Annotated in this window: 8 protein-coding genes; 5 read left to right on the top strand and 3 right to left on the bottom strand. The window is 70.8% G+C overall.

The genetic code is table 11. The features are described from left to right. Position 1: 1 nt before the first annotated feature. Positions 2-1,891, bottom strand: coding sequence for an OmpA family protein (locus MEBOL_RS20835; RefSeq protein ID WP_095979084.1), 1,890 nt, complete (start codon positions 1,889-1,891; stop codon positions 2-4). A gap of 292 nt (positions 1,892-2,183) precedes the next feature. Between MEBOL_RS20835 and MEBOL_RS20830 the strand changes: the two genes are divergently transcribed. From MEBOL_RS20830 to MEBOL_RS20820, 3 genes are all read left to right on the top strand, one after another. Beyond that, entirely contained in the window at positions 2,184-4,481 is a 2,298-nt protein-coding gene (locus MEBOL_RS20830; RefSeq protein WP_095979083.1) for a sensor histidine kinase, read from the top strand. Positions 4,482-4,553: 72 nt separating this feature from the next. Next, positions 4,554-5,330, top strand: a complete 777-nt coding sequence (locus MEBOL_RS20825; RefSeq protein ID WP_095979082.1) for an HmuY family protein — start codon at positions 4,554-4,556, stop codon at positions 5,328-5,330. After that, positions 5,327-6,763, top strand: a complete 1,437-nt coding sequence (locus MEBOL_RS20820; protein ID WP_179956435.1) for an MXAN_6640 family putative metalloprotease — start codon at positions 5,327-5,329, stop codon at positions 6,761-6,763. The genes MEBOL_RS20825 and MEBOL_RS20820 overlap by 4 nt, the downstream gene beginning before the upstream one ends. Here MEBOL_RS20820 and MEBOL_RS20815 read toward each other — a convergent pair. Together MEBOL_RS20815 and MEBOL_RS20810 are read right to left on the bottom strand one after the other, a co-directional pair. Next, complete coding sequence (locus MEBOL_RS20815; protein WP_095979080.1) at positions 6,739-8,958, bottom strand: class I SAM-dependent methyltransferase; 2,220 nt, start codon at positions 8,956-8,958, stop codon at positions 6,739-6,741. The genes MEBOL_RS20820 and MEBOL_RS20815 overlap by 25 nt on opposite strands. A 21-nt stretch (positions 8,959-8,979) precedes the next feature. Beyond that, positions 8,980-10,227, bottom strand: a complete 1,248-nt coding sequence (locus MEBOL_RS20810) for a YecA family protein (protein WP_095979079.1) — start codon at positions 10,225-10,227, stop codon at positions 8,980-8,982. A 120-nt stretch (positions 10,228-10,347) separates the two neighbouring features. On the opposite strand from MEBOL_RS20810, the gene MEBOL_RS20805 reads away from it, so the two are divergent. Together MEBOL_RS20805 and MEBOL_RS20800 are read left to right on the top strand one after the other, a co-directional pair. Continuing rightward, positions 10,348-11,121: a M50 family metallopeptidase gene (locus tag MEBOL_RS20805; RefSeq protein ID WP_170115555.1), complete on the top strand. Its 774-nt coding sequence runs from the start codon at positions 10,348-10,350 to the stop codon at positions 11,119-11,121. A 166-nt stretch (positions 11,122-11,287) separates the two neighbouring features. After that, positions 11,288-12,325, top strand: coding sequence for a Gfo/Idh/MocA family protein (locus MEBOL_RS20800; RefSeq protein ID WP_095979077.1), 1,038 nt, complete (start codon positions 11,288-11,290; stop codon positions 12,323-12,325). Positions 12,326-12,440 lie beyond the last annotated feature (115 nt).

The raw sequence follows: 12,440 nt of genomic DNA, 5'->3' as shown, positions 1-12,440 counted from the left end.
CCTACTTCAGCTCTTGCTCGGGGGTCACGATGATGAACTCCACGCGCCGGTTGGTCGCGCGGCCCTTCTCCGTCTTGTTCGATTCGATGGGCCGATCGGGACCGTAGCCGTTGGCCACCAGCCGCGAGGCCTCCACGCCCTTGCTCACGAGGTAGGCCTTCACCGACTCGGCGCGCGCCAGCGACAGCTTGCGGTTGGCGTCCGCGTTGCCCCGGTCATCGGTGTGTCCCTCGATGACCATCCGCTCGACCTCGGTGTGCTGCGTGAGCACCTGGGCCACCTGATCCAGCATCTTGAAGGAGCGCGGCTGGATGATGGACTTGCCGGTGGCGAAGAACACCTGCTCCTTGATCTCCAGCTTGCCCGTCTGGATGGCCACGAGCTGCTTCTTCTCCGCCGGGCAGCCCTGGTTGGCGGCGTCACCCTTCTCGGTGGGGCAGTTGTCCAGGTGGTCCGCCACGCCGTCCGCGTCGCCGTCCCGCGCCGGGCAACCCTTCAGCTCCGCCAGACCGGCCTCCGTGGGGCACGCGTCGCGCGCGTCCTCGATGCCGTCCTGGTCCGCGTCCCGTACCGGGCAGCCCTGACGCGAAGCCGGACCGGCCTCCGTGGGGCACTTGTCCTGCGCGTCCTCGATGCCGTCCTTGTCCGCGTCCCGCACCGGGCAGCCCTGACGCGAAGCCGGACCGGCCTCCGTGGGGCACTGGTCCTGCGCGTCCTCGATGCCGTCCTTGTCCGCGTCCCGCACCGGGCAGCCCTGACGCGAAGCCGGACCGGCCTCCGTGGGGCACTGGTCCTGCGCGTCCTCGATGCCGTCCTTGTCGGTGTCCTTCACCGGGCAGCCCTGGCGAGCGACCGGACCCGGCTCCGAGGGGCACTGGTCCAGGCTGTTCACCACGCCATCGCCATCATCGTCGCGCAGGACGGGCGCCGGGCGATCTCCACCGCCCACGGCCAGGCCGAGCAACACGCGGAAGGTGGGCGTGCCCGGGGCATCGCCGAAACCGGGACCGCCCAGGGCATAGGCCTCGACGGACTCGCTCACGGGCAGGCGCAGGCCGGCCAACAGCTCGATGGCATTGGACTCGCGGGTGGCCAACGGCAGGAAGCCGCGCACGTTGAGTTCACCCCGCAGGCCCTCGCCCTGGGTGGCGAGCACCGCGCCCACGCGCAGCTCGTTGCCCAGCTCGTCCTGCACCTTGCCCCCATCGCCGAGCACGACCGCGGGGCGCACCAGGACCGCCGCCTCCGCGCCAGCGCGCAGCCAGCCAAAGCTCCGGCCCAACATCAGCTTGGGCGTGACGCGCACGATGCTGTCGCGCGAGAGCGTATCCGCGCTGCCCACCGGCAGACCCACACCCAGCTCGAGCGCCAGGTCCACCGGAGCGTCCCGCCGCTGGGCGAGCAGTCCGAGCCGCACATGCGCCGAGGGCGTACCCAGGCCCGTGCGGGCCGGTGCTCCGACGCCGTACCCCGTGAGGTCATCTCCTCTCTGCCAGGCCACCACGGGCAGCTGCGCGCCCAACTCCAACCAGCGCATGGGCGCCCACGCCACCAGCAGGTGCGCCATCACCCGGTCCGACACCACCGCGCCCAACTGGACGTCATTGCGGTACATGGTCAGCGGATTGCGCTCGTAGTGCCCCAGGAGCGACAGCCGCAAGCCTCCCTCGGGCAGCAGCTCGCCCGTGCCCAGCACCAGGGAACCCCGGCCGTTCGGATTGAGCTCCAACCGCTCCAATTCGAACTGGGCCAGACCCGTGGGCTGCGCGAGCGCGGCCGGAGCGAGAAACAGGGAAGCGGCAACGGACAGGCCCACGGACATCGCCGACCATGTCGACGGACGTGCGCCGCGCATCGTCCCCTGATCTCGGGACGGCTTGCTGTGGCTCATGTGTTCTCCAAATTGGGGCCCCTATGGATCCCTTTCCGACGGGACCCCCCCACGACGCGGTGCTCCTGATGGGGAGCGGGGAGAGAAAAAGACCTCGTGACTGGAATGACGCGGGCCATCAACACTTGAGACCTCGTTGAGAATCCAGCGATGCCCCTTGGAAGATGTCCACCCGCCCGCTCCTCGGGGCAGCGAGGGCGGGAACGAGCAACCTGCACCTCCTAATCCGGGACAGGGGTGGGGGCAAAAGAATCGTTGCCAGGATGTTGGCAGGTGCGCACCCTGGGTCGGGATGAGTGCCCTGGGGCGAATCGGGTGCGGTCTGTGCCTCGGGCTGCTCGGGTGGATATTGAACCTGGCGGCCCTCGAGGTGTTGCCCGGGGTGCATCTGCTGCTCGGCCCCCTCGTCGTGCTCGCCGCGGCGGTGCTCTTCGGGCCCATGGGAGGAGGCGTCGCGGGGGCGGTGTCCGGCGTGCGCACGCTCTGGCTGTGGCACCACCCGTGGGGCTGGCTCAACATCACGCTCGAGGGCCTGTTCGTGGGCGCGCTGCGCCGGCGCTTCACGCCCCTGGTGGCCGACGCGCTCTTCTGGCTGATGAGCCCGGCGTACTTCGCCCTCACCTATTGGTTCCTGGAGGACATCCCCGCCACGGGCGTGCTGGTGTCGGGGCTGAAGCAGGCGGTGAATGGGCTGCTGTCGGTGCTCGTGCTCCAGGTGCTGCTCCTCATCCCCGGGGTGCGCGGGCGCCTGCGGCCCTTGCTGCCCCAACCCCTCGCGGACGTGTCCATTGGCCGGGCCTTCGGCTCGGCGCTCACCCTGGGGGCCGTGGTGCCCATGCTGGTGCTGGGCGGGGCCGAGGGCCGCGAGCGCTATGACTCGCAACTGCGCCAGGTGAACGAGGAGAACCTGCACGCGGCGCGGGTGGTGGCCAACGAGGTGGAGAGCAGCATCGGGCACGTGAGCCACGGGGTGAACCAGCTCGCGCGCACGCTCGCCTCGAGTCTCTCCGCCAAGGGCCAGTTGCCCGGCCCCCGCTACCTCGAGGGAGAACTCGATGCGCTCGTCACCTATTCGCCCGAGGTGCTCAGCGCCTACGTGGGCAGCCCCGAGGGCATCGCGCTCGCCTTCTCCCCGCCCAATGACCTGGCGGGCCATCCGCTCGTGGGGGCGGATTTCTCGGACCGCCCCTACGTGCGCCAGGTGCGCCTGGCCCAGAATCCCCTGGTGAGCGACGTCCTGGTGGGCCGGGAGCGCATCCACCGGGGCGCCATGGTGGTGGCCGTCTCCCCCATCCGCCACCAGGAGCACTACGCGGGCTACGTGCTCGCGGCCATGGATCTGCCCCGGCTGCGCCAGCACTCGCGCGCCCAGGTGGCGGGCACCCAGCAGCGCATCCGCGTCACCGACGCGCGCGGCGGGGTGGTCTTCGACTCGGCCGCGGAGGAAGACGCGGAGCCGGTGCGCAGCATCGTCGGCACGTCGCTCGCGCGGGAGCTGGAGCACGTGGCGAGCGGTGCCACGGGCACCTACGCGGCCGAGCACGACGCGGTGACGATGGTGCGCGTGGGCACGCTGCACCACTTCGGCGTGGTGGACGTGCCCGCGCTCGGCTGGCGCGTGCTCGTGGAGCAGCCCGGCGCCCGGTTGCAGGCCGAGGTGGAGCGCGCCTATTTCAGCCTGCTGGGCACCATGGGCCTGGCCACGGCGTGCGCGGTGGCGATGGCGCTCGCCTTCTCGCGCACCATCGTCGCCCCGGTGCAGGGCGTGTCGCACGCGGCGGCCCGGCAGGTGGCCGGAGACCGCACGGCCCGCGCCGCCGAGGCCGCCCGCGACGCGCCGCACGAGCTGCACCAACTCGCCGAGACGTTCGACCTGATGACGGGCCAGCTGTCGCGGCAGATGGAGGCCATCGAGCGCACCAGCCGGGAGAAGGACGCCTTCCTGTCCATCGCCTCGCACGAGCTCAAGACGCCCCTCACGGCGCTCAAGGCCCATGTGCAGATGCTGCGGCGCAAGCTGGACGGCGAGCACCACGAGCGGCTGGACAACGTGAGCCGGCAGGTGGACCGGGTGACGCGACTGGTGAACCAGATGCTGGACGCCTCGCAGATGGGCCTGCGGCAGTTGCCCCTGCAGCGCGCGCGCCTGGACCTGAGCGAGGTGGTGCGGCGGGTGGCCGAGACGCTCGTGGCCACCTCGCCCCTGCACACCCTCCAGCTCACCACCGAGCCCCTGGTGGGAGACTTCGACGAGCTGCGCCTGGAGCAGGTGGTGCACAACCTGGTGTCCAACGCCATCAAGTACAGCCCCACCGGAGGCCTCATCGAGGTGCACACCCGGCGGTGCGACGGCCAGGCGGAGCTGTGCGTGTTGGACCGGGGCATCGGCCTGCGGGTGGAGGACGAGGCGCAGCTCTTCGGCCGCTTCGAGCGAGGGGACCGGCGCGAGGTGACGGGCATCTCGGGCCTGGGCGTGGGGCTGTACGTGTCGCGGGAAATCATCCGCCTGCACGCGGGCCGCATCTCCCTGCGCACGCGCGAGGGAGGCGGCGCGGTGGCCACGGTGTGGCTGCCCCTCACCCCCTCGTGACCCTCCGGGGACTCTGCACTTGATTCTGATATTCATTTTCAAATAGAACTTCCCGTCCAGAGGGGAGTTCGCATGAGCCTGGGCAATGAGAAGAAGCAGTGGGGGAAGCGCCGCTGGGTCATCCTGGCGGGGGCGCTGGCGCTGGGGGCGTGTGGGCCGGCGGACAGCACGCCGACAGAGGAGAAGCCCGCGCCCCGGTGTGAGACGCGCGCGGTGGGCTGCGGCGAGCAGAGCATCGACAAGCTGCGGCTGCGCACGGTGGTGTCCACGGGGGAGATTCGCGAGGAGGGCACGGTGGAGGGCGAGTTCCACACCTACGTGGACGGGCGCGCCGGGGGGACGGACAGCCCGCAGTCCTACACCTATGCCCGCTTCACGAAGCAGGGCCTGGAGCGGGTGCCGGTGGATGATCAATCGGCCCTGGCGTCCGGAGACTGGGACATCGCCTTCCGCCGCTATGTCATCCGGACGAATGGTGGCGTGTCGGGCCCGTCCTGCACGACGGTGGCGGAGCTGCCGAAGGGCACGCGCTTCGAGACGGTGACGGCGGTGGACGGCGCCTGGGACTTCCGCGCCGAGGACTACTACTCCGAGACGTGCGAGTTCACCGGGGACGAGTGGGGACTGGGCTCGCCGGCGACGCGCACGGGGACGTTCTGGGGGTACGAAGGGTGTCTGCAGATGACGGGCGCGGTCTACGTGGCGCGGCTGGCGGATGGCCGGCACGTGAAGCTGCAGGTGACGGCCTATTACGATCCCGAGCCGCAGAAGGTCTGTGACGCGACGGGCAGCGTGCCGCAGCCCAGTGGAGCGGCGCAGTTCCGGGTGCGGTGGGCCTTCCTGCCGTGAGACGGGCGGCGTGGCTGCTGCTGTGGGGCCTCGGCTGTGGCCCCGTGAGGCCGCCCCACGAGACGCCCGGAGCGCTTTCGTGGGGACTCCTCCAGGAGGGGCGGCCCACGGAGGCCACGGCGCAGTGGCCCCGCTTCGCCCCGGAGGAGACGGTGGAGTCCCTGGTGTCGCCCGGGGGGCGCTTCCGCATCCACTACTCGCGCCAGGGCCCCAACGCCGTGGCGGATCTGGACGCGGTGATGACCGTGGCGCGCACCTACGACGCGGTGGCGGACTTCTACGCGGGGCTGGGATACCTCGCGCCACCGGAGGACACCGGGGTGCCCGGAGCGCACGGGGGAGATGGGCGCTTCGACGTGTACCTGGTGGACTTCGCGGGCCGGGCGGACGGGGCCTACCGGCTGGAGGGATGCCTCGAGGGCGACACGCGCTGCACGGGCTACATGCTCCAGGAGAACGACTTCGCGGGCTACGCCTACCGCTCCTATGAAGAAGCGGTGGACACGGTGGCCAGCCATGAGTTCTTCCACGCGGTGCAGGCCGCCTATCACCCCCACCTGGGGAGCGTGGCGGCGGAGGGCTCCGCCGTCTGGGCCACCGAGCGCTTCCAACCGGCGCTGGACGACCTGGAGCGATTCTCCCGCGCCTACCTGTCCCAGACGGACCGGAGCCTGACGTTGGATCCAGACGGTCCGGCGCAATCCTTCGGCTATGGAGCCGGGCTCTTCTTCCAGTTCCTCGACGAGCGCTTCGGCGCCGACGTGGTGCGCGCGCTGTGGGAGCAGGCCGCGCGCGAGCCCGCCACGTCCTGGCCGGTGTTGCTCGACACGGTGCTGCGGCGCGAGTGGGGCGCGGACTTCGACACCGCCTTCACCGAGTTCTCCCAGTGGAATCTGTCCACGGGCGCGCGGGCCCGCGCGGGACAGGGCTATGCCCGGGGTGGGGGTTACACGGGACTGGCTCCGGCGGCGCGGACCCTGCCCGTGAACGAGCCCTCCGTGCGGGTGACGTCCGCTTCGGCCCGCTACTTCGAGGTGGAAGGGGGAAGCGAGGAGGTGTCGGTGGCCTATCTTCCCCGGGACGGAGCGGAGGCCCCGGCGCCGCACCTGCTGGTGGCGGCGGTGGACGAGCACGCGGTGCTCCGGGTGGCGCGCGCGGAGGGACCGGGGCCGCTGGCCGCGCGAGTCTCCGCCACGGACGCCACGCGCGTGGTGGTGGCGGTGGTGGACGGGCGCGACGAGGGCACGGGCCGGTATGGACAGCTGTGCATCACCGGCACCTCCACCGACGACCCCTGTGCACGGGAGGAACCCCCCGAGCCCACCTCCGGAGGCTGTCAGACCTCACCGGGGACACTGGCCTGGCCCCTTCTCCTGCTGCCGCTCGTCTGGCGGCGCACGAAGGGCGCTCAGCCCAACACGCCCAACGCGTGAGCCAGCCTCCAGGCCACCACCAATAGGTGCGCGTCCCGCACCGCGTCCAGCCCGGCGATGAGCGCGTCCAGGGGCAGCCAGCGCAGCCGCGATTCACAGGCCGCGTCGGCCTCGACCTCCACCGCGAAGGGCCAGACCACTTCGGGCGTCACTCCCGGCGTCGTGTGGTACGAGCCGCCCAACTCCCACGTGCGGCGCACCGTGAGGGAGAACTCCCCGCGCAGGCGCTCGGCGATGAGGGCGGGCACCTGACTCGGGTGGGTGAACGCACGCGACAGCCGCCAGGCGGGCGCCACCGCGAGCCCCGCTTCTCCCGTGAAGTGCTGCACCGCGGGCAGCTCCCGGTGCTCCAACCCCACCCAATAGCCCTCGCGCGTGCGCACCACCGGCAGGGCCACCGCCGTATTGCGGCTGGCCTCGCGGGGCACCAGGTACTCGCGCGGCACGCTCGCCAGCACCCGCCCGTCCGCGGCGTGCTCGGAGAACGTCCCGAGGCGCAGGTCCAGGTAGCCCGCGGCCCCCTCCTCGTGCGCGGAGAACATCGAGCGGCGCTCGGGCGTCAGCGCATCCGCGGCCCCCGTCAGCGCCACCGCCTGCTCCGTGAGCGCGAGCGGCGCGCCAATCCACGGTCCCGGCGAGGCCCCGAGCTGGCGCAGCAGCCGGTGGATGTTGATCTCCAGCCGCGCATCCACCATGCCGCCCACGTGACAGGCGCGCAGCACCTGGCGCGCATCCAGCTCGCGCACCGAACCGGCGCTCGTGAAGGGGCCGTAGTCCGGCGCGGGAAGGGCCTCCGCGGACGGCGCCACTTCCACCAGGTACGCGGACACGCGCTCGTTCACCCCACCGGGAGAGGTGAAGTAGCGCACCGGCTCTCCCATCCCGAGCAGCCGCTCCGGCCCGAGCCCCGCGCGCTCGCGCAGGATGCGCGCGATGGCCTTGGAGGGGGCCTCTCCCGCGTGGGTGATGGCGGCCAGGGGCTCGGTGACGTAGCCGGACAGCGCCGCGCCCCCGAGGTTCGGATGGTTCGCGCACGCGTTGACGATGGGCCGGGGAAAACCCTTCTTGGCCAGCACGAACACCTGGCCGTCCTGACGGAACCAGGGCAGCACGTCCAGCGTGCGCCCGGGACGCTCCACCAACTCGAAGACCTCGCCGGACGACGCATGGCGCCAGGTGCTCAGCGACAGGAAGCGCGGCGTGGTGAGGGGCTCGCCCCGCTCCTCGCGCAACTCCACGCCCGCGCCCGGCGGGACCTTCTCGCCCACGATGAGGTAGTTGGTGGGCGGAAATGGCAGCGGCCGGCCCTCCACGTCCGACAAGTGGAAGCGCCCCTCGTACCGGTTGGCGAGGATCCACGGGTTGCGGATGGGCATGGAACTGAGGATGCGCAGGCCACGCGTGCGGAAGGCCTGCTCGAACCGGGCTTGGGTGAAGTAGGTGTACTCCTCGAGCAGTTCCACGTCCCAGTGCTCGCGGTAGTCCTTGCGCAGGATGAACTCATTGGCGGCGCGCAGGGTGAGCTGGTAGCGCGCATGGCCCGCGTGGGGAGAAACGAGCCGCGTATAGGGCACGGGCCCGGTGCGATGGACGCCGCACCGGAAGTCGCGCGCGAAGCGCTCGAAGAGCGCGGCGGTGGACAGGCCCGGCACGTCCCCCTCCGCGGAGCCGTCCGTCTCGGGCAGGTCGAGCCAGACGTGCTCGGGCCCCTCGGGGATGACGAAGTCACGGATGATGATGACGCCTCCGGTGCGCAGCGCGCGCACCTGGTTGTCCAGACACGTCTCCAGGCGCGCCAGCGAGAAGTCATTGAAGCTGGTGACATGGTGGAGCACCGACGAGTCGAGCACGCCATCCAGGGACTCGGGCGGGAAGACGGGGTCGGCGATGTCGCCCGCGACGAAGCGCAGGTTGGGCCGCCGCCACGCCTTGCCGGCCATGTCCACGGACACCGGATTGATGTCCACGCCCACCAACTCCAAGCCCTTGTAGAGACACGCCAAGTCATACGTGCCACGGCCCGAGCCGCTGCCCATGTCCGCCACCCGGCCGCGCGTGGGGAAATGCGCCGTGGTGAGGGCCACCTTCTGCTGCATGGAGGCGTCCATGCCGGCGAAGTAGCTGGCGTAGTCGTCCGCGTCGCCCCGGTGCTGGGAAGCATAGGCGTCGGCGGCGAGAGGATTCGAGTGGGCCATGGGCCCACTCTACTCCAGGCCTCACACCTTGAAGTCCCCACCCCCCTCGGGCACCTCGCCCCGCAACCAGGCCTGGAGCCGTCCCACGCACCGCGCCGCCCCCGACGCCCCCAGGGACTCCAGGCGCAACCGATAGGGCTCCAGGTCCTCCGCCCGCCAGTGCTCGCGCCGCTGCAGGAGGTGCACCCAATCCGACTCACCGGCGAAGCGCTCGCGCAGGAACGCCTCCCGCGCCTTGGCGAAGGCCCCGAAGAACGCCACCGGACGGGACACCATCACCTTGTGGGCCCAGGAAAACCATTGCTCCGCTTCCGGCTCGGACGAGGAATCCCTCCCGGCCGCCTCCACCCGCCGCAGCACGTCCTGCTGAACCTGGCCATCGAGCATGCGCAGCAGGCGGTCGGTATCCACCTCCGAGGCCCGCTCGGGATCGATGCGCAGGGGGGCACGCAGCACCGCCGTCATCCACAACCACTCCTCCCCCTGGAGCACCGTGGGCGTGCTTCCCTCGATGATGGCTCGGAGGATGGCCACCTCGTACTGGCCCAACAGGGCCACCAGCTCTGGATCGGACTCCACGGCCCCCTCCAGGGCCTCTTCCCATCCCTCGGGTGACTCCACGAGGACGGCGTTGTTTCCGGACGACGCCCCCAGGGCCTCGCCCACCGCCGCGTGCATGCGTTGGCGGCGCTCCACCCACTCGTCCACCTGCCCCATCATCAACCACGCCACCATCGACAACCCCTCCTTGGGAAAGGGGGGATGACGGGGAGCGGACAGCAACTCCATCACCACCATGGCCAGCGCGGAGCGCTCGGCGGCCGAGCGCTCGGACGACATCAACTCCCGGCGGAAGGTCTGGTCCATGCGGGCCAGACGCTCGGAGTCGAGCAGCTCCGGCGCACAGCGTTGGAACAGCCGCTCGTGCCGTCCCTCCACGTCCCGCACCTCCGCCATGACCCGGAAGAGATGCCGCTCGACGACCGGCACGAACTCCTCCCAGGGCCAGCGCAGCGAGGCCAGCGGCCCGCCCTCGCGGAACATCCCGCGCAGCACCACCATGCAGTCGGACATGCGTTGGAGGACATCGGGCGAGCACAGCACCTCCTGCGAGCGCAGGTAGGCCTCGGTGGTGACGGCGTCCAGGCCCGGAGGGGGCGGACGCGAGTACGCGGGAGTCAGTCCCAGGAAAGCCGGGAGTTTCCCACCACAACACCGCTTGGTCTTCAATCCACTGCCGCAGGCACACGGCATGTTGCGCACGTTCATACATGACTTATAGCATGGGGTCCGGGAGATGACCTCCGCCGTCATGTCCCCGGTGGCCGGGAATACCCGGGGCCGTGGTAGATTTCACCGGGCATGCGTCCCCCGCCGGAGCCGCCGCCCATGTCATCCCGTGCCCTCGTGGCGTGCCTCGTGCTCGCCGCGGTGGCCAGCGTGTTCCTATGGCAGACGGTGTGGCTCTACCCGTTCCGGCTGCTCGTCACGCTCATGCACGAGAGCGGACACGCCCTCACCGCCTGGGCCCTGGGCGCGCAGGTGCTGAGCGTCACCATCAGTCCGTCCACCGGCGGCCTCACCTATCACTCCGGCACGGGCTCGCTCTGGAAGGAGCTGCTCATCTCCTCCGGAGGCTATGTGGGCTCCTCGGTGGCGGGCGCCCTGCTGTTGGTGGCCGCCGGGCGCATGCGCAGCGGACGCCTGCTCTTGTGGGCGCTGGTGGCCTGGATGGTGGCGGTGGCCGTCATCTGGGTTCCCCTGCTCGCGCCGGATCCCGGGGCCTACGGCAACTTCACGGGCTCCTCGCGCGGGGACGGCCTCTTCACCCTCGGCTTCATCGCCGGCATGGGCGTGCTGCTGGGCCTGGTGGCGTGGAAAGGGCCGGTGTGGCTGCGGCGGGGGCTCGTCGTGTGGATCGCCGCGCTCTCGTGCCTCCTGGCGCTCCAGGACATCAAGGGCCTGTTCGGGCTTGGCCTGGAGGCGGGAGGCGTCTCCGACGCCAGCGCCATGGCCCGGCTCACCTACCTGCCCGCGCCCTTCTGGGCCGCGGTGTGGATGGTGGCCTCGCTCGCCGCCATGGCGCTGGGGCTGCGCTCCATCCTGAAGCGCCAGGAACGAAGACGGCTCCACATGCCCGTGGGCCGGCTGTCACCCCGTTAGCATCCAAGCAGGAGGGAGGCTCAAGTCCTGAGCAAGGATTGGAAGTCGCAATCTACAGCGCCAGATGCCGCTCGAGGTCGGCCTCATCGTACGTCCGTGACCCGAGCATGGCTCCAGCGAGGGAGCGAGGTTCTTCCGGAGTTTCGCGGCTGATAGGTTCGGGCCCGTGCGCCACTTTCCCACCGCCCTGCCCGAGCCCGAGATCACTCCCCTGCGAGGAGGGCCCGCGCTGCGCTGGGGAGTGCTCGCCCCCGGACGGATCGCGGGAGGCTTCGTCTGGGCGCTCCACCAGCACACCGACCAGCGCGTGCACGCCGTGGCCTCTCGCGATCTCGCTCGAGCACGAGACTTCGCGGCGACGTATGGCGTCCCACGTGCCTACGGTGCCTATGAGCAGCTCGTCGCCGATCCGGGGGTCGACATCGTCTACGTGGCGTCGCCACACAGTGAGCACAAGCGGCAGGCCCTCCTCGCCATCGCCGCGGGCAAGCACGTGCTCGTGGAGAAGCCCCTCGCGCTCAACGCCACCGAGGCGCGTGAGATCGCCAGCGCCGCGCGCGCCGCGGGGGTCTTCGCCATGGAAGCGATGTGGTCCCGCTTCTTCCCTCAAACGCTCCTCATCGACCAACTGCTGCGCGACGGCGTGCTCGGCGACATCCGTCTCGTCACGGCGGACTTCGGTGTCCGGTTCGACTTCGACCCCGAGGGCCGCATCTTCAACCCCGCGCTCGGCGGAGGCGCCCTCCTCGACATCGGCGTCTACGCCATCTGGTTCGCGCACTTCGTGCTCGGCGCGCCCACGCGGGTGCTCGCGACGGGAGGACTCGCCCAGACGGGCGTGGACGGACAGACGGCCCTCGTGCTGAGCACGGACACGGGTGCGCAGGCGCTCCTGCACACGACGCTCTTCGCGGACACGCCCATCGAGGCGGCCGTCAGCGGCACGCTCGCGCGCCTCCAGGTGGACCCCCGATTCATGAGCCCCGGCGGCTTCACGCTGCGCTCTCATACCTCGGAGGCACGGCTCCGATGGACCGACCCGTCCGCTCTGCGCGGAAGCGAGGCACTTGCCTATCAGGCCTCGGCGGTCGCCCAGCACATCGCGGACGGGCTCACCGAGTCCCCCTTGCATCCGCTCGACCACACCATCGCCGTGCTCGAGACGATCGACGCGGCGCGACGGCAGGTCGGCTACGCGCCCTGATCGAGCGCGAGTCGCCGGGGATCATCCCGGATCGAGCAAGAGAGATGTGTCTGAAAGCCATCTAGTCGCTCTGGTGTAACGACGACATAGTGCCCGTCGTACGGCGGACGGCAGG

It is taken from the genome of Melittangium boletus DSM 14713 (assembly GCF_002305855.1).
GTDB classification, from domain to species: domain Bacteria; phylum Myxococcota; class Myxococcia; order Myxococcales; family Myxococcaceae; genus Cystobacter; species Cystobacter boletus.
Note: the sequence above shows the minus strand (reverse complement) of the source record. Positions and strands in the feature narration are given on the sequence as shown.